Genomic DNA, 16,792 nt, shown 5'->3' with positions numbered 1-16,792 from the left:
GATAATGGCCTCATATAAGATGATGAGTTTTCGCGAGCTTATAAAAATGACTTTCGACATCAACCAAACGTCGTTCAGAATCCTCCAGGTCGATAGGAATAGCTTTGTTGTTATTATTGATAATGATAATTTTATTAGTCAGGCCAGTGTTAATACACCGAACCACTTCTTCAGCTAACATGGTGCCCTGAATAATTTCTTCCCCGGTGGGCGCGCCATTTCGTAATCCGTATCCTAAAATAGTTTTTCGGATACGGATTCCAATCTTATGTTCGAGTTTTTTGATAATAGTATCGATAGCGCCCTGAAAGCCTGGAGTATATTCATGGGTGTAGCCTTCAGAGCATAAAATGATCACGCTATTTTGTTTCGCGATTTTCTCAAAAATACGTTGTGATAATATATTAATATCCCACGGGGATTCAGGAATGAGCGCGATATCTGCATTGCTTTTTAATGCGGCCTGTAATGTTAATTCACCGCAATAACCACCGAGTAATTCAACCATAAATACCCGACCTTGCAGTCCACGACCCGTGTTACGCAATTTTTCCACCTCACTCATTACCTGCTCACAGGCGGTAGAAAAACCAATCGTATAGCTATTCCCTGAAATATCATTATCAATCGTCATTCCTACGCCATAGCAATGAATACCGTAGTGACTTAGTTTTTTTAGAAATTGGAATGAACCATCGCCTCCCGCCATAATGAGCGCATCGAGTTTTTGTTTTTGGAGATTTTTAACGATTTGCTCGTAGTCTGTTTTTCTACACTTTCCAGTTTTTCTCCCGGATGCAATCAAAGGCATGGATGAAAGTGAATAATCCACCAGATCGCGACGGGTGAGAACCTTACAGCAGTTATCGATAAGGCCATTAATTCCACCATCGTAAATGACAATGTCAGAGTCAGTCATTCTATTCACCTGAAAGATGAAGTTATTTATTCCGCTAACGTCGCCGCCGCTAATGACTAATCCAATTTTCATCGTCGTCCTCTAAAAATATGAATAACCATCGTGTGAACACAATGTTATTAAACTGATAAGGCGTTTTTTTGATGAATGTCGCAAATTTGTATTTAACTATGAGCAGGAGTGCCTTGACAGTGATGTTATTGATTTTAACGCTGTGATAGTTATCACAACTTTAAAATAGGGTTCTTAACTAACTTATTAATTATTTTGATATTTAACATTTCCCTATTTTTTATTTTCACTGACCTTTTCTGCTAAAAAACGAATACGTATTTTGTGAATGGTTTCACAGTTATTTCGTTACGATCTCAATGATGAATCGACGAGACGAAAAGAGAACAATAGATAAATGTTATCGTTGATACGAGTGACAATTTCCGCCCAAATGCTAGAGTAGTCTTCAGTTTTAGCTTTTAACTAGTGTTTTATTCCATCAAATAAGTATTTTTCCAGCAGATTAGACGGTCTTTAACGGAGAGAAAGGGAGAGCGGGAGCATGCGGGTTGTCATTCTGGGAAGTGGTGTAGTTGGCGTAAGTACCGCCTGGTATCTTGCGCAAGCAGGGCATGATGTCACCGTTATCGACAGGCAACCGGAGCCTGCGTTAGAAACCAGCGCAGGGAATGCCGGGCAGATTTCCCCCGGCTATGCCGCGCCTTGGGCCGCACCGGGAATACCGTTGAAAGCGATAAAATGGATGTTTCAGCGCCATGCGCCACTGGCCATTCGGCCAGACTTCACGGCGGCACAGCTGTGCTGGATGTGGCAAATGTTACTCAACTGCGATGCGCGCCACTATAAAACCAATAAAGCACGGATGGTGCGTCTGGCTGAATACAGCCGTGACTGCCTGCAACAGCTGCGTCGAGATACGGGTATCCAGTATGAAGGTCGACAAGGCGGAACGTTGCAACTGTTCCGCACCGAACAGCAATATGAAAATGCGACACGAGATATCGCCGTGCTGGAAGAAGCTGGCGTACCGTATCAATTGCTAACTCGTCATGAGCTTGCCTCCGTTGAACCCGCGTTGGCGAATGTAGTCGAGAAGCTGACTGGCGGGCTGCGTTTACCGCACGATGAAACGGGTGATTGCCAGTTGTTCACTCGCCAACTGGCTACGATGGCCGCCGAAGCTGGCGTCACCTTTAAACTGGGGCGTAACGTCCGCCAACTGCGGGTGGAAGGGCTGAATGTCACGGGCGTGCAGTGTGACGACGACATGATCGTGGCAGATGCCTATGTGATGGCCTGCGGTTCCTATTCAACAGGGCTACTGCGCCAGTGGTTCGATATTCCTGTTTATCCGCTGAAAGGCTATTCCCTGACGATTCCACTGTCCGATGACGCCTCCGCACCGGCTTCTACTGTGTTGGATGAAACGTATAAAGTGGCAATTACACGTTTTGACAATCGTATTCGCGTTGGTGGAATGGCTGAGGTCGTCGGCTTTAACACTGACTTGAACCCCAAGCGCCGGGAAACGTTGGAGATGGTGGTACGCGATCTGTATCCCCATTGTGGGCCGATTGAGCAAGCGACATTCTGGACGGGATTGCGCCCGATGACGCCGGACGGTACGCCGCTGGTAGGGCGTTCACCGCTGAAAAACCTATACCTGAATACCGGACACGGCACATTAGGCTGGACGATGGCCTGCGGGTCGGGGAAATTGCTGGCAGATATTCTGTCGGATAAATCACCGGAGATTGAGGCCGATGATTTATCCGTGTCTCGCTATACTCGTTAGCGTATCTGGATAGTGTATTTTAAATTAAGCGCGGGGCAGCGATGTAACGCTGCCTTTGTGTTGCCGCGTGAGCAGGCGGGCGCGTATCGCCAGCAGCGTGGCGCAGAGCATAACCAGCGCCAGTGATATTTTTGACGGCAGAGGAATTGCCATCGCCATCAGTCCTAGCGCTGCACCACCTGCCATCTGCACAAATCCTACCATCGCCGATGCAATACCCGCTTCATTGGAATAAGGTTCCAGCGCATAGCTGGTGGACGGCCCGATCAAAAATGCCAGACCTGCACAGGCCAGTGCAACGGGCAACATATAGGTTGGCCAGATATCTTGCATTGTTTCGGGTAAGAGAGCGACAGCGCCAAGCAGCGAAAGAAAACCTGCGCCCATCAGCAGGCTACCGATAGCCAGACAACGCGGCCGACCGACTTTGCGGATAATACGATTCGCGAAGAAGCTGACCAGCATGATCCAAAAACCGTTTGCGCCGAAGGCAATCGAAAACTCAAGCGGCGTGAGTTGTGCCTGATTCATTAACACCACTGGGGAAAAGGTGACGTAGGTTAACGCCATCCCCATTGCGCCCGCATTGACTGCCGCGAATCCCAAAAAGTGGCGATCGGATAGCAGACGAGCATATTGGCGCAGCGGCAAGCCGCGTACGGGCAACGTTGAATCTGGACGCGTTTCGGGCAGGAAGCGAATGACGAGTGTCAGCACCAAAATGCTGTAACCCGCGAGGAACCAGAAGGGGGCTCGCCAGCCGAAAGCTTCGGCCAAAAGCCCGCCTAATAGCGGTGCCAGTGCGGGCACAATGTTCAGCGTGCCGTTAAGAAAGCCATAGGTTCTGGCGGCATCATCGCCGTTTAGTTTGTCACGCACGCTGCTGAAAATGGCAACAGCGGTACAACAGACGGCCATGCCTTGAAAAAGGCGTGAGAGAATGAATAGTGCAGCGCTGGTCGCCAGTGCCGCCATGATCGCACCGATGATGTAGATAACTACGCCTGCTAGCGCCATTGGACGCCGACCATACTTATCAACTAGCGGTCCAGCCAGAAGCTGACCTAATCCCATGACGAGAATAAAGAGGGCGACAGTGGACTGAATCAGCGATTCCGGGCTGTTCAGCGCCACGGCGATGGCGGGGATAAGCGGCAAATAGATGTCAATACCCAGAGGGCCGAGTAGAACCAGAGTCAATAAAATCAGAACAAATCGTTGCATAACAAAACAGAAATCTATGTTTTATGGGGTCGATAGGGTAATGCGCTCACTGGAGGAAAGGAAGCGTTATCTTTGTGACGGTGTCACGCTAAGATCCTTGAAAAGGAAATCGGCCAGTGAACTGGCCGATTGAGATGTGCTTAATGCCCTACGGTTTGTTTACGGAAGAGCTCACGGAAGACAGGGTAGATATCATCCTGATCGCGGATATGCTGCATGGCGAAATTGTCGAACGTATCGCGCAGCGTTTCATATTCGCGCCAGAGCGTCTGGTGTGAACGCCGGGTGATTTCAATGTAGCTGTAGTAACGCACCATCGGCAGGAGCTGATTTGCCAGAATTTGGTGACACAGTGGTGAATCATCGGCCCAGTTATCGCCATCCGATGCTTGCGCCGCGTAGATATTCCACTGTGACGGATCGTAACGCTCGCGTACAACTTCCTCCATCAGCTTTAACGCACTGGAGACAATGGTGCCGCCGGTTTCCTGAGAATAGAAAAACTCCTGCTCATCGACCTCTTTAGCCTGCGTGTGGTGGCGAATATAGACAACGTCGACGTTTTTGTAATTTCTGCTGAGGAACAGATACAGCAGAATATAAAAGCGTTTCGCCATGTCTTTCGTCGCCTGATCCATTGAGCCGGACACGTCCATCAAACAGAACATCACGGCCTGGCTTGACGGTTCCGCCCGGCGCTCGTAGTTCTTGTAGCGCAGGTCAAACGTATCAATAAAAGGCACACGTGCGATTTTCTGGCGCAGTTCGGCGATCTCCTGACGTAGCCGTTCCTCTTCCAGCAATTGCGCCGGTTCGGTATGCGCCAACTCTTCCAGCGACTCTTCCAACTCATGCAGCGTGCGACGTTTCCCCGCTGTCATCGCCATACGGCGCGCCAGCGAGTTTTGCAGCGAACGCACCACGCTGATATTGGCAGGAACACCGTTAGCGGTGTAACCAGCACGGTGCGTTTTGTACTCGGTCATCTGCCGATGCTGGGTCTTCTTCAGATTCGGCAGCGCCAGATCTTCAAACAGCAGGTCCAGATATTCGTCTTTGGAGATCTGAAAGACAAACTCATCCTCGCCTTCGCCGTCTTTGCTGGCGTCCCCCTGACCGGAACCACCGCCGCCACCTCCTTGTGGCCGCTCGATTTTGTCGTTCTGTACGAAGTGATCGTTGCCGGGGTGGACGCGGTGGCGGCGTCCCCCACGACCCTGATGGAACATCGGTTCGTTAATGTCTGCATTGGGGATCGATACCGACTCCCCGCTTTCGATGTCGGTCACCGAACGCTTATTAATGGCCTCGGAAATCGACTGTTTTATTTGCGACTTATAGCGGCGCAAAAAGCGTTGGCGATTCACCGTGCTTTTGTTTTTGCCGTTCAGTCGTCGGTCAATAAAATAGGCCATGTTTCCCCCAAACGCTGTTGCCAGCATCGTGCATCATTATGATGACTTCCTCACCCGCAGATACCATTCGCACAGCAAACGAACCTGTTTCCGGGTGTAGCCTTTCTCCATCATACGATCGACGAAGTCATCATGTTTTTTCTGTTCATCCGTTGAGGTTTTGGTGTTAAACGAAATCACAGGCAGCAGCTCTTCCGTGTTGGAGAACATCTTCTTCTCGATAACCGTGCGCAGTTTCTCGTAACTGGTCCAGTTGGGGTTCCGGCCACTATTGCTGGCGCGGGCGCGCAGGACAAAGTTGACGATTTCGTTACGGAAGTCTTTAGGGTTACTGATACCCGCAGGCTTCTCGATTTTTTCTAGCTCAGCGTTCAATGATTCACGGTCAAATAGCTGGCCCGTATCTGGGTCACGGTACTCCTGATCCTGAATCCAGAAATCCGCATAGGTAACATAACGGTCAAAAATATTCTGCCCGTATTCGGAATAGGATTCGAGATAGGCGGTCTGGATCTCTTTACCGATAAATTCAGCATACTTCGGCGTCAGATAACCTTTCAGGTGTTCCAGATATTTTTCGGCAAGTTCCTGTGGGAACTGCTCGCGTTCGATCTGCTGTTCCAGCACGTAGAACAGATGTACCGGGTTGGCGGCGACTTCGCTGTGATCAAAGTTAAAGACGCGTGACAGAATCTTGAACGCGAAGCGGGTCGACAGGCCGTTCATCCCTTCATCCACGCCCGCGTAGTCGCGATACTCCTGATAAGATTTCGCCTTCGGATCGGTATCTTTCAGGCTTTCACCGTCGTAAACCCGCATTTTGGAGTAGATGCTGGAATTTTCGGGATCTTTCAGGCGCGAAAGAATGGAGAAGCGTGCCAGTGTTTCCAGCGTACCAGGGGCGCAAGGTGCATGCGTCAATTCGCTGTGATCCAGCAGTTTGTCGTAGATTTTGACCTCTTCGGACACACGCAGGCAGTACGGCACCTTCACGATATACACGCGGTCAAGGAATGCTTCATTGTTCTTGTTGTTGCGGAACTGCACCCACTCGGATTCGTTGGAGTGCGCCAGAATAATCCCGTTGAACGGCAGGGCTGCAATGCCTTCTGTCCCGTTATAGTTGCCTTCCTGTGTGGCGGTCAGCAGCGGATGGAGCACCTTGATGGGGGCTTTGAACATCTCGACGAACTCCATGATGCCCTGGTTCGCGCGGCATAATGCACCGGAGTAGCCGTAGGCATCGGGATCGTTCTGGGCAAAATGTTCCAGCTTACGGATATCGACTTTACCGACTAGCGCTGAAATATCCTGATTGTTCTCATCGCCGGGCTCGGTTTTCGCGATCCCGATTTGCGCCAGAATTGATGGCCACACTTTGACGACTCTAAATTTAGAAATATCGCCGCCGAATTCCTGAAGGCGCTTGGCCGCCCACGGCGACATGATGGTGCCGAGGTAGCGCCGCGGAATCGCATACTCTTTTTCGAGTATTGCGGCATCTTCCTGCGGGTTGAACAGGCAGAGCGGATGGTCATTTACCGGGCTGCGCTCACCGTTGGCGCTGAGGATGTAAATGGGTACGCGCTGCATCAGCGCTTTCAGGCGTTCGGCCAAAGAAGATTTCCCGCCGCCGACAGGCCCCAACAGATACAGAATCTGTTTCTTCTCTTCCAATCCCTGCGCGGCATGTTTCAGATAAGAGACGATCTGTTCGATAGCCTCTTCCATACCGTAAAACTCTTCAAAAGCAGGGTAGCGGGCAATCACCCGGTTCGAGAATAGGCGTGACATTCGTGATTCTTGGGCGGTATCCACCATTACAGGCTCACCGATAGCCGTTAACAATCGTTCAGCTGCGTTCGCATAAGCATTGCGATCCTGCTGACAGATGGCAAGGAATTCCTGCAGAGTGAACTCTTCATCCTTGGCAGCGTCGTAGCGCTGGCGGTAGTGATCAAATATGTTCATAGCGATGCCCGTCCTTCGTCGATTAGCACAGATTAAGAGAGCGTGTGAAATATATGCCTATTAATGTATTGCCCTCCGAAAGAAGAAGTCTTTTGAGTCCAGCAACCCTTATGCCAACTTGTAGCGTCAGGGCTCGTGATTTTATTCATACCAGCTGGTCAGGAAGACGTCACCTTCTGTATTAAAGCGTAGTTTGCATCCGTAAAATTTCCTCTAGTCCACGGACGTATTTTTAAGATATTTCAAGGACTCACTTTCAGGAAAATCCGTGTAACATTGTCGTTAATAGGCTCTCAGCCTTAAGAACACTGCCTATTACCGACGTTCGCGCACGTAAAATCTATCGAATATATAGGTTATTCGTTAATGTTATTTTTATATAACCTGAACGCGAACGTGTGTAATTGGCTATCATGTTTCATGATATTTATCTGTAATAGGAAATAGAAAACTGTGAAAAAACCTCAACTATGTGTGCTGGCCGCGCTGATTTCTGGTGCTGTGGTCCTGCCTTCAGCCTATGCCGCGGATGTCTCCCTAGGCCTTGGTGCTGCAGGCTCAACGTCCGTGTACCGTGGTGTTGATAATGACGTTTATCCGCTTCCTGTACTGAATTATGAAAGTGAAAGTTTTTATTTCCGCGGGTTGGGTGGTGGATACTACCTGTGGAATGACGGCACAAATCGTTTCTCTTTAACGGCTTACTATCTGCCTTTAGGTTTTAAACCGGGAGATAGCGACGATTTGCGTATGAAACAGTTGGATAAACGCCGCGGCACGCTAATGGCCGGTGCGGCTTATCGTCATACTGCCGACTGGGGGGAAATTCGTACCGTGCTGGCAGGCGATACGCTGGATTATAGCAACGGCTTTGCGTGGGACACCGCTTATCTTTACCGTTTCTCCATGGGCGATCTGAGTATCACTCCAGGTATCGGTGCAACCTGGTTCAGTGAAAACATGAACCAGTATTACTATGGCGTGAGCGCGCAAGAATCTTCGCGTTCTGGCTTTAATCAGTACAGCCCAGGTGATGGTTGGGCTCCATACCTTGAACTGAGCGCGGGCTATCAGATTAATGACAGCTGGAGCGCCTGGGCCGTTGGTCGTTACACGCGTTTGTCTGACGAAATGAAAGATAGCCCTATCGTTGATAGTAACCACAGCATCTTAATGAGCGCAGGCGTCAGCTATCGCTTCTGATGCTTTTCGTAAGCATGGTGCATCTGCCGTACAATAATGGGGTGATATCACCCCATTTGCATATTTATGGTGCACCAAACGCCATGTTACGTTGACGGCAAACAAGGGAGAATTCATGACAAGAATGATTTGTTTTCCAGATGATACCCGCGTGCCGGCAATCGGTCAGGGAACGTGGTACATGGGCGAAGATGCCCGAATGAAAGTCCAGGAAGTGACTGCTCTGCAAGCGGGTATCGACCTTGGGTTAACGTTGATTGATACCGCTGAAATGTATGCAGAAGGCAGGGCGGAGGACGTCGTCGGGGAAGCGATACGTGGTCGCCGTGATAGCGTTTATCTGGTATCAAAAGTCTACCCGCATAATGCGGGAGGTGAAAAAGCGATACAGGCGTGTGAACGCAGCTTGAGGCGACTAAAAACCGAGCGTATTGATTTGTATTTGCTGCACTGGCGCGGTGGTATCCCGTTAGTTGATACCATTGCGGCGATGGAACGGTTGCAGAAGGCTGGTAAAATTGGTCAGTGGGGCGTATCCAATCTCGATCTTGAGGATATGCAGGATCTGTGGTCGTTGAGCGGCGGGCAGCGCTGCATGACCAATCAGGTGCTCTACCATGTGGCATCTCGAGGCATTGAATTTGATTTGTTGCCGTGGTGCCAGCAACAGCAACTTCCCGTGATGGCGTATTGCCCACTGGCACAGGCAGGGCGCTTGCGTGATGGATTATTCTCACATCCAGTGGTGAATCGCATTGCACGCGAGCGCAATATTACGGCAGCCCAGCTTTTATTGGCATGGGCAATTCGTCAGCCGGGTGTGATCGCGATTCCGAAAGCAAGTTCTGTAAAGCATGTTCAGGAAAATGCGAAAGCGTTGGACGTGCGGTTGTCTGCGGTGGATATCGCGCAGTTAGATCAGGTATTCCCGCCACCGACGCGCAAACAGCATCTGGATGTGGTGTAGTGAAGTGCACGGATTTGCAGAAGAGGGTGTATGGCGAACGATGTTCGCCATACATGGTATAGCTGTGGTTATTTCTTGAGGCGGATAACCGTTGTCAGACGAGCCGGCGCTTTAGCGGACGCTACAAACGGTTGATTAATTCGCGCTGTTTCCACGCACACGAATGTTTTATATCCCTCATCTGGCATATCGCCGATCGTACGAGAAAGCTCTGCACCGGGGTTCCATGATACGACATCACTATGGTGCGTATGGTGAACTTCAATAGTACGTTTCAGGGCTGCGTCATGTACCACGCTGGTATCCTGCGGCTGGGTATAGATACGATCTGTACGATCGGTAAAGACCAGATCGCCTTGCTGCGTTGCCAGTTTGCCCTGATCCACCTTATCAATAAATGACTCACCCAGACCGGCAATGCGAATATCGCTGATGTCGCCGATATTGAAATAGGTGTGTAGTGCACTGGTAATGCTGTAATCGCCATGCGCTTCCAACTCAATACCGCATTCCTTGCCCAACTTGAAGCGGGCGATGAGTGTGAACTCATGCGGCCAACTTTTACGCGTTTCTTCATTATCGCGCAGTGTGAACGTGAGCTGTACGCCGTGCTCATCTTCGCTGTGGGCGGTAAATTCCCACGGCAGCAGGCGGGCAAAACCATGGTTAGGTTCAGCGAAGGGGCCAAACCAAGGGAAACAGATAGGTACACCGCCGCGAATAGCAACGTGATGAGCAAAAGGTGTATTGTCGCTTAGCCAGAGAACGGGCTCTTCGTTTGTCGGCTGCCAACTGAGCAGGTGTGCCCCTTGTAATGCTACGGCTGCACGAACTTCAGGATGATCAACAACGATGATGGGTAATTGATCCAACTGACGCTGGCTGAGAGTTGCGCTAATTTGTTTAGTGACGGGGAGTGAGAAAATTGTGTTATGCATGATAGTGCCTTTTTTGATTGTTTTTCGTTGTAAAAGAAATCTGCAATAAACAATAAAAAAGGGCGACATTACGTCGCCCTTTTTTCACAGAATCATCGCTGACGCTTATTTAGAAATGTGAGCGATCAGATCCAGAACCTTGTTTGAGTAACCTGTTTCGTTGTCGTACCAGGAAACCAGTTTCACAAAGTTGTCGTTCAGTGCGATACCCGCTTTGGCATCGAACACAGAAGTCAGTTTTTCACCGTTGAAATCGGTAGAAACAACGTCATCTTCGGTGTAGCCCAGAACGCCTTTCAGTTCGCCTTCAGCAGCGGCTTTAATTGCTGCACAAACTTCTTTGTAAGAAGCTGGTTTTTCCAGACGAGCAGTCAGGTCAACAACAGAAACGTTAGGGGTAGGAACGCGGAACGCCATACCAGTCAGTTTGCCGTTCAGCTCAGGGATAACTTTACCTACTGCTTTAGCAGCACCGGTAGAAGATGGGATGATGTTCTGTGCTGCACCGCGGCCGCCGCGCCAGTCTTTGTGAGACGGGCCATCAACGGTTTTTTGCGTTGCGGTCGTTGCGTGAACGGTGGTCATCAGTGCTTCAACGATACCGAAGTTGTCGTTGATAACTTTTGCCAGCGGAGCCAGACAGTTAGTGGTGCAAGATGCGTTAGAAACGATGTCCTGGCCAGCGTAAGTTTTGTGGTTTACGCCCATAACGAACATTGGGGTGTCATCTTTAGATGGACCAGTCAGAACGACTTTCTTCGCGCCAGCAGCGATGTGCTTACGTGCAGTGTCGTCAGTCAGGAACAGGCCAGTTGCTTCAGCAACGATATCAACGTTGACTTCGTTCCACTTCAGGTTTGCAGGATCGCGCTCTGCGGTAACACGAATGGTTTTGCCGTTAACAACCAGGTGGCCATCTTTAACTTCAACGGTGCCGTTGAAACGACCATGAGTTGAGTCGTACTTCAGCATATACGCCATGTACTCAGCGTCTAACAAGTCGTTGATTGCAACGATTTCGATGTCAGAACGCTCTTGTGCAGCGCGGAAAACAATACGGCCGATACGGCCAAAACCGTTGATACCTACTTTGATAGTCATATATTCCACCAGCTATTGGTTTGTGAATAAAAGGTTGGTTGTAAAATTACAAAAACCTTGCTGAGCGTCAAGCGGAATCGTGTCAATAGTTGCTGTAAGTCAAACCTATGACCAAACTTTGTGCGAAAACCGCTCGACCCTGTAACTAAGTAACATCTAAGACTGATATGAGGGCGGAATGCATCATATAAAGCCTGTGTTATCTCAATATGTGATGCGTGTCACAATTAAATATTCATGCTAATAACATTCCTAATATTAGGTCAGAACAGTCTGTCAGGTTGTTAATTTTTTGTTATAATCAATGATTAATTGAATTAATAACACCCGCTGTGAGACTTCCATGACTAACGACTCTGCTTCGCGTACCCCGGCCGACAATACTGAATTGACAGAGATGCAGCGCTATGTCACCCAGCAACGCGGTACGGAGCCTGCGTTTTCAGGCAAACTGCTGCATAACAAGCGCACTGGCGCTTATCACTGCCTGTGCTGTCAGGCTCCGCTGTTTTATTCTGACAGCAAATATGATTCCGGCTGTGGCTGGCCGAGCTTCGATCAGCCTGTTTCCTCAGAGGCGATTCGCTATTTGGAAGATGATTCACACAATATGCGCCGTATTGAGATCCGCTGCGGGCAGTGCGATGCGCATCTGGGACACGTTTTCCCTGATGGCCCGAAAACCACTGGCGAACGCTATTGCGTGAATTCAGCTTCGCTGAGCTTTATCGACGATGTTGATGGCGAACGCGTTGACGGGTAATCTGTCTGCGGTAGATATGCCAGTGACAGGCTGATGATATCTAGCTTTAAACGATTCAGCTAATGTGCGCGCTGTCAGCAACAGAAATCCAGTAATAATAAATCTGACCTTTCTCGGAGCAGAAACCGGATATGGAACTCAATGATCTGATTGACGTCATGACGCCAGAAATCTACCAGCGGCTAGTCACTGCGGTAGAGTTGGGAAAATGGCCAGACGGTGTCGCATTGACGACAGAACAGAAAGAAAACTGTCTGCAAATGGTGATGATGTGGCAGGCTCGCCATAACGAACAGGCTGAGCACATGACGATTGGCACCAATGGCGAAATCGTGATGAAGAGCAAGCAGGAGCTGAAGCGCCAGTTTAACGGTTCTGATGCGATTATTACTCTTAAACCCTAGTTGTCCTCTCGTTACATTCAAACCTGATGTGCAATCTGTGAGCTGGCAGCCTTAATCGGCTGCCGCTATTTTCGGCTATGAGTGAGGTTAGCGGATAGACGACAGCGTGGTAAGAAATTGCGCCATATCCGTAAGCGTTGCTCCACGCTGTGCCATCTCCCGTAATGCGGATTCGCCGTCATCGGGCGAAAGATTCAGGCCGCGGCAGCCGTCCACCAATACTTCGGTGTGATAACCCAGAGCAATAGCATCCCACACGCTGAACTTGACGCAATAATCTGTCGCCAGTCCCAGAATAGTCAAATGGGTGATGTGATTGGCGTGTAGCCAGTCATCCAATTCGGTTTTAACCCGATGCCCATTATCGAAAAAAGCGCTATAGCTATCGATCTCCGGCTGAGTCCCTTTTTGTACGATCCACTGAATAGCTGACTGATTAAGCGCCGGATGAAAATCAGCGCCTGTCGTTCCCTGCACGCAGTGAATCGGCCACCAGATCTGCGGCCATCCGTTTAGTTCGCCGATTTCTCCGACCTTGGTATTCGCATTTATAGCAAAGCAGCCGTGATTTTCGGGATGCCAATCCTGACTGGCGATCACGGTAACACCCGCGTCCATGCAGGCTTCAATAGCACGGTTGGCAACCGCAATGACGCGGTCACCTTCGTTAACGGCCAAGGCACCGCCGGGACAAAAATCATTTTGCAGATCAACTAATAGCAAGGCTTTTTTCATTATCTACCCCGTGATTGACTCAATCTTTATCGCTCAATTCCCCATGCAGGTTCTGCTGCATCAAATGGCGAATTTCATCGGCGCTTAAGTCTTGCTGGCTCAATAAGTAATGCAGTTTGGTCAATGCTGCCTCAACGGTCATGTCAAAACCGCTAATAACCCCTGCATGCGCCAGCGCATTGCCTGTCGCATAGCCGCCCATATTCACACGCCCTGAAATACACTGGGTCAGGTTGACGACCACAATGCCGCGCGCGGAGGCTTCACGTAGTTCGTGCAGCAGACCTGGGCTTTGCGGCGCGTTACCAACGCCGTAGGAACGCAAGATAAGCGCCTTCACTGGCTGCCGGAGGAAATTGCTGATGACATCGGCAGAAATGCCGGGATAAATCGTTATCACCCCAATAGGCTGCGGCGTAATGTGATGGACTTTCAGTAGCGGACAGTTGCTGCATTCTACGGTAGGTGCCAGCCGACGAATATGAATACCTGCTTCTAGCAGCGGCGGATAGTTGGGGGACGCAAAAGCATCAAAACCATCTGCATGAGCTTTGGTGGTGCGGTTGCCGCGTAACAGTTTGTTATTAAAGAAGAGGGCGACTTCGTTAATCGGATGATTAGCGGCGACGTATAGCGCGTTCAGCAGATTTGTTTGGCCGTCCGAACGTAATTCCGCTAGCGGAATTTGTGACCCAGTCACGATAACGGGCTTGGCAAGATTTTCCAGCATAAACGAGAGCGCAGATGCGGTGAATGCCATTGTGTCAGTGCCATGCAGAATCACGAAGCCGTCGTAATCATCGTAGTGAGTTTGAATATCGTCTGCGATGGATTGCCAATCCGCTGGCGTCATGTCAGACGAATCGATCAGCGGGTCATATTCATGAATCGTGAACGAAGGCATCTCTTCACGGTGGAACTCGGGCATTTTTGCCAATTGCTGCTGTAAATGGCCGGATACCGGTACATAGCCATTGGCAGAACGCTGCATGCCGATAGTGCCACCCGTATAGGCGACGTAAATGGATTTCTTTTGCATGGTGGTGTGAGTCAGGATTAAACCGAGAATTATAGAGGGAAAAACAGCCCGATAATATCATCATAAGCAATGGCTATTACCGGGCTATCCTCGACATACTTCAAGTTGCTTGTGCGTTGGCAATACTCGGCCCACTCTGAGCCTCGCCCTGAAGGTCCGCCGCCAGCGGCGGTCAAATTGGTTAAACCAATTTGTCCTTACTCACCCAGTTTCTTACTTGTGTAAACTCCTGGGGAGCCGCTCGGTTGCCGCGTTACAAGGCCCATAAACGGGCCTTTCCCTAAAGGTCAATGCTTTGGCGTTGTTCAAAACGCTAGCGTTTTGTCACGCAACTCGAATTATTTAGGGTACATATGAACAGCCTATACGAATCTTACCGGACGTCTCCGCAGTTGAGACAAAATGCGTATCGGTTCTGCGGGTCGTTCAGGTTATTCATGATGGACGGCTGTGAGCGCACAACTTCTGCCAACTGTGCGACCGGTGCTGGCAGCATGGACTGAACGGCAACGGGCAGCAGGGCGTAAACAGAAGCGTTCACCTGATTCAGCATCGTATCGAGCAGGCCAGGCTGTTCGGCATACCAGTTCAATTGATATTGCCCCAGTTTAGCCAGTTCAGCGGCTTTCTTCACAGCATCATCAAAATCACCAATCTGATCGACCAGACCATTTTCTTTCGCATCACTACCGACCCAGACGTGCCCTTGCGCGATCTGATCGATTTGTTCCGGAGTTTTCTTACGTGCCTGTGCCACGATATCGATGAAGTTCTTATAACCGCGTTCGATACTCAACTGCATCATCTGTGAGAATTCAGGTGGCAGTGATTTCGTGATCGACAGATCGGCCAGCGGAGAGGTGGCTACGCCATCCGTATGGACGCCAAGGCTTTCCAGCGAATCTTCGAACGTGGTAATCACGCCGAAAATACCGATAGAGCCTGTTAACGTACTGGCGCTGGAGATGATCGCGTTCGCTGGCGTTGAGATCCAATAGCCACCCGATGCCGCCATACCGCCCATGGAGACCACGATCGGTTTACCTGCCAGACGGAGCGCCATCAGTTCTGAGCGAATCAGTTCCGATGCCGTAACGCTACCGCCTGGACTATTAACGCGCAGCACCAGCGCTTTGACTTTAGGATCGAGGCGTGCGGCACGAATTTGTGCCGCCGTGGTATCACCACCGACCATTCCCGGCGTTTCAGGCCCGTCAATGATGGCGCCATTGGCAAAGACAACCGCGATCTGGTTGTTATTTTGCACCGGTGGTTTGACGACATAGTCGTAGATGCTAATGAAATTAAAGTTGTTCTTCTGGCTATTCCAGCCGAACGTTTTCACCAGCGATTGTTCGGTCACAGAACGTGATGCCACTTCATCGACCAGCTTATTATCCAACGCATAGCGTGCGGTATCACCCTGAACAGCTTGTAAGCCCGTAATAATACTGGCTGCGCCAGGGAAAAGTTGCTGAGGTGTAATCTGACGATTGGCGGAAACCGTATTTAAATATTGCTGCCACAGGGCGTTGATCCAGCGGCCATCGGCATCACGCGCAGCAGGTGACATATCGTCACGCAGATACGGCTCAACGGCTGATTTATAGGTTCCCACACGGAAGATATTGGTGGTCACTTTCAGCTTGTCGAGCATGGATTTGAAGTAGAGGTTGTTGGTCGCGAAACCGTGCAGATCAACACTGCCTTGTGGCGTCAATGACACCGTATTGGCGAAACTTGCCAAATAGTATTGAGACTGGTTGTAGCTGTCACCAACGGCATAAATGGGTTTACCACTATCGCGAAATTCGCGCAGCGCCTTGCCAATATATTGTAGAGACGGCTGATCGGCACCGGTAAAATCGCTGAGATCCAGTACCATTCCGGTAATATTGTCGTCGCCTTTTGCCTGACGAATGGTATCGACGATATCAAACAGTGAATTTTCCTGACGGCGGTTATTCGATGCGCCGAAGAATTCTCGCCCTAATTGACGAAGCTTATTGTTGACGGTCGGTTGATCAACCACCACACCCGTCAGATCGACCAGCAGTGCCCCTTTCGTGGCCTCTTCTGGCGTTGTTTTTACCTGTGAGTAGATCCCAATGCCAGCTAAAATCAGTGCAATAAGGAAAATATTGAGAATAAATTCTCTGACAAAATTAAGCAGACGCCATGTCCACTTAAAAAATCCGCTAAAAATTCGCCACAATGTGCGCATGATATCTCCATGAACGGGTAAACAGCGTGTGCCCTACGTCCTTCAACCCGCCCTCTGGCAAGTGGTGAAGCACAAGGAG

The 16,792-nt window shown here is 49.9% G+C and carries 14 protein-coding genes; 5 read left to right on the top strand and 9 right to left on the bottom strand.

From position 1 onward, the window contains the following. Positions 1-10: 10 nt before the first annotated feature. Complete coding sequence (locus CLR69_RS05455) at positions 11-991, bottom strand: 6-phosphofructokinase (protein ID WP_129707750.1); 981 nt, start codon at positions 989-991, stop codon at positions 11-13. A gap of 484 nt (positions 992-1,475) precedes the next feature. Here CLR69_RS05455 and CLR69_RS05450 point away from each other — a divergent pair, with 484 nt between their 5' ends. Further along, the gene (locus CLR69_RS05450) at positions 1,476-2,729 is read left to right on the top strand and encodes a D-amino acid dehydrogenase (RefSeq protein WP_129711287.1); all 1,254 of its coding nucleotides are present in this window, start codon (positions 1,476-1,478) and stop codon (positions 2,727-2,729) included. Between the two features lie 24 nt (positions 2,730-2,753). Here CLR69_RS05450 and CLR69_RS05445 read toward each other — a convergent pair whose 3' ends face one another. From CLR69_RS05445 to yeaG, 3 genes are all read right to left on the bottom strand, one after another. After that, positions 2,754-3,953: a multidrug effflux MFS transporter gene (locus tag CLR69_RS05445; RefSeq protein ID WP_129711286.1), complete on the bottom strand. Its 1,200-nt coding sequence runs from the start codon at positions 3,951-3,953 to the stop codon at positions 2,754-2,756. A 140-nt stretch (positions 3,954-4,093) separates the two neighbouring features. Then, the gene (locus CLR69_RS05440; RefSeq protein ID WP_129707757.1) at positions 4,094-5,368 is read right to left on the bottom strand and encodes a YeaH/YhbH family protein; all 1,275 of its coding nucleotides are present in this window, start codon (positions 5,366-5,368) and stop codon (positions 4,094-4,096) included. Between the two features lie 36 nt (positions 5,369-5,404). Further along, on the bottom strand, positions 5,405-7,339 hold the full coding sequence (gene yeaG, locus CLR69_RS05435) for a protein kinase YeaG (RefSeq protein ID WP_129707761.1): 1,935 nt from the start codon (positions 7,337-7,339) through the stop codon (positions 5,405-5,407). 453 nt (positions 7,340-7,792) lie between these two features. Between yeaG and CLR69_RS05430 the strand changes: the two genes are divergently transcribed. Then, complete coding sequence (locus tag CLR69_RS05430; protein WP_129707764.1) at positions 7,793-8,542, top strand: MipA/OmpV family protein; 750 nt, start codon at positions 7,793-7,795, stop codon at positions 8,540-8,542. A gap of 115 nt (positions 8,543-8,657) precedes the next feature. Then, the gene (locus CLR69_RS05425) at positions 8,658-9,509 is read left to right on the top strand and encodes an aldo/keto reductase (protein ID WP_129711285.1); all 852 of its coding nucleotides are present in this window, start codon (positions 8,658-8,660) and stop codon (positions 9,507-9,509) included. 68 nt (positions 9,510-9,577) lie between these two features. Here CLR69_RS05425 and CLR69_RS05420 read toward each other — a convergent pair whose 3' ends face one another. Beyond that, a complete protein-coding gene (locus tag CLR69_RS05420; RefSeq protein ID WP_129711284.1) occupies positions 9,578-10,447 on the bottom strand; it encodes a D-hexose-6-phosphate mutarotase in 870 nt (289 codons plus the stop codon). A 105-nt stretch (positions 10,448-10,552) separates the two neighbouring features. Beyond that, on the bottom strand, positions 10,553-11,548 hold the full coding sequence (gene gapA / locus CLR69_RS05415; protein WP_165325068.1) for a glyceraldehyde-3-phosphate dehydrogenase: 996 nt from the start codon (positions 11,546-11,548) through the stop codon (positions 10,553-10,555). A 343-nt stretch (positions 11,549-11,891) separates the two neighbouring features. On the opposite strand from gapA, the gene msrB reads away from it, so the two are divergent. Continuing rightward, positions 11,892-12,311 carry a peptide-methionine (R)-S-oxide reductase MsrB gene (gene msrB / locus CLR69_RS05410; protein WP_129711283.1) on the top strand — a complete coding sequence of 140 codons (420 nt, stop codon included), beginning with the start codon at positions 11,892-11,894 and terminating at the stop codon, positions 12,309-12,311. 131 nt (positions 12,312-12,442) lie between these two features. After that, the gene (locus CLR69_RS05405; RefSeq protein WP_129707779.1) at positions 12,443-12,715 is read left to right on the top strand and encodes a YeaC family protein; all 273 of its coding nucleotides are present in this window, start codon (positions 12,443-12,445) and stop codon (positions 12,713-12,715) included. An 87-nt stretch (positions 12,716-12,802) separates the two neighbouring features. Here CLR69_RS05405 and pncA read toward each other — a convergent pair whose 3' ends face one another. The 3 genes from pncA to sppA all read right to left on the bottom strand — a co-directional run bounded on the left by pncA (position 12,803) and on the right by sppA (position 16,713). Beyond that, entirely contained in the window at positions 12,803-13,450 is a 648-nt protein-coding gene (gene pncA / locus CLR69_RS05400) for a bifunctional nicotinamidase/pyrazinamidase (protein ID WP_129711282.1), read from the bottom strand. 19 nt (positions 13,451-13,469) lie between these two features. Continuing rightward, on the bottom strand, positions 13,470-14,489 hold the full coding sequence (gene ansA, locus CLR69_RS05395) for an asparaginase (protein ID WP_129711281.1): 1,020 nt from the start codon (positions 14,487-14,489) through the stop codon (positions 13,470-13,472). A gap of 373 nt (positions 14,490-14,862) precedes the next feature. Beyond that, entirely contained in the window at positions 14,863-16,713 is a 1,851-nt protein-coding gene (sppA, locus tag CLR69_RS05390; protein WP_129711280.1) for a signal peptide peptidase SppA, read from the bottom strand. Between the last annotated feature and the right edge of the window lie 79 nt (positions 16,714-16,792).

Origin of the sequence: Pectobacterium zantedeschiae (assembly GCF_004137795.1) — a bacterium.
GTDB lineage: Bacteria > Pseudomonadota > Gammaproteobacteria > Enterobacterales > Enterobacteriaceae > Pectobacterium > Pectobacterium zantedeschiae.
The sequence above is the reverse complement of the archived record's forward strand: the minus strand, read 5'-3'. Positions and strand labels throughout refer to the sequence as shown.

What these genes read in the sequence shown, in the direction of transcription:
- CLR69_RS05455 (WP_129707750.1), bottom strand. Translation starts at nt 991, where the DNA reads ATGAAAATTGGATTAGTCATTAGCGGCGGCGACGTTAGCGGAATAAAT.
- CLR69_RS05450 (WP_129711287.1), top strand. Translation starts at nt 1,476, where the DNA reads ATGCGGGTTGTCATTCTGGGAAGTGGTGTAGTTGGCGTAAGTACCGCC.
- CLR69_RS05445 (WP_129711286.1), bottom strand. Translation starts at nt 3,953, where the DNA reads ATGCAACGATTTGTTCTGATTTTATTGACTCTGGTTCTACTCGGCCCT.
- CLR69_RS05440 (WP_129707757.1), bottom strand. Translation starts at nt 5,368, where the DNA reads ATGGCCTATTTTATTGACCGACGACTGAACGGCAAAAACAAAAGCACG.
- yeaG (WP_129707761.1), bottom strand. Translation starts at nt 7,339, where the DNA reads ATGAACATATTTGATCACTACCGCCAGCGCTACGACGCTGCCAAGGAT.
- CLR69_RS05425 (WP_129711285.1), top strand. Translation starts at nt 8,658, where the DNA reads ATGACAAGAATGATTTGTTTTCCAGATGATACCCGCGTGCCGGCAATC.
- CLR69_RS05420 (WP_129711284.1), bottom strand. Translation starts at nt 10,447, where the DNA reads ATGCATAACACAATTTTCTCACTCCCCGTCACTAAACAAATTAGCGCA.
- gapA (WP_165325068.1), bottom strand. Translation starts at nt 11,548, where the DNA reads ATGACTATCAAAGTAGGTATCAACGGTTTTGGCCGTATCGGCCGTATT.
- msrB (WP_129711283.1), top strand. Translation starts at nt 11,892, where the DNA reads ATGACTAACGACTCTGCTTCGCGTACCCCGGCCGACAATACTGAATTG.
- CLR69_RS05405 (WP_129707779.1), top strand. Translation starts at nt 12,443, where the DNA reads ATGGAACTCAATGATCTGATTGACGTCATGACGCCAGAAATCTACCAG.
- pncA (WP_129711282.1), bottom strand. Translation starts at nt 13,450, where the DNA reads ATGAAAAAAGCCTTGCTATTAGTTGATCTGCAAAATGATTTTTGTCCC.
- ansA (WP_129711281.1), bottom strand. Translation starts at nt 14,489, where the DNA reads ATGCAAAAGAAATCCATTTACGTCGCCTATACGGGTGGCACTATCGGC.
- sppA (WP_129711280.1), bottom strand. Translation starts at nt 16,713, where the DNA reads ATGCGCACATTGTGGCGAATTTTTAGCGGATTTTTTAAGTGGACATGG.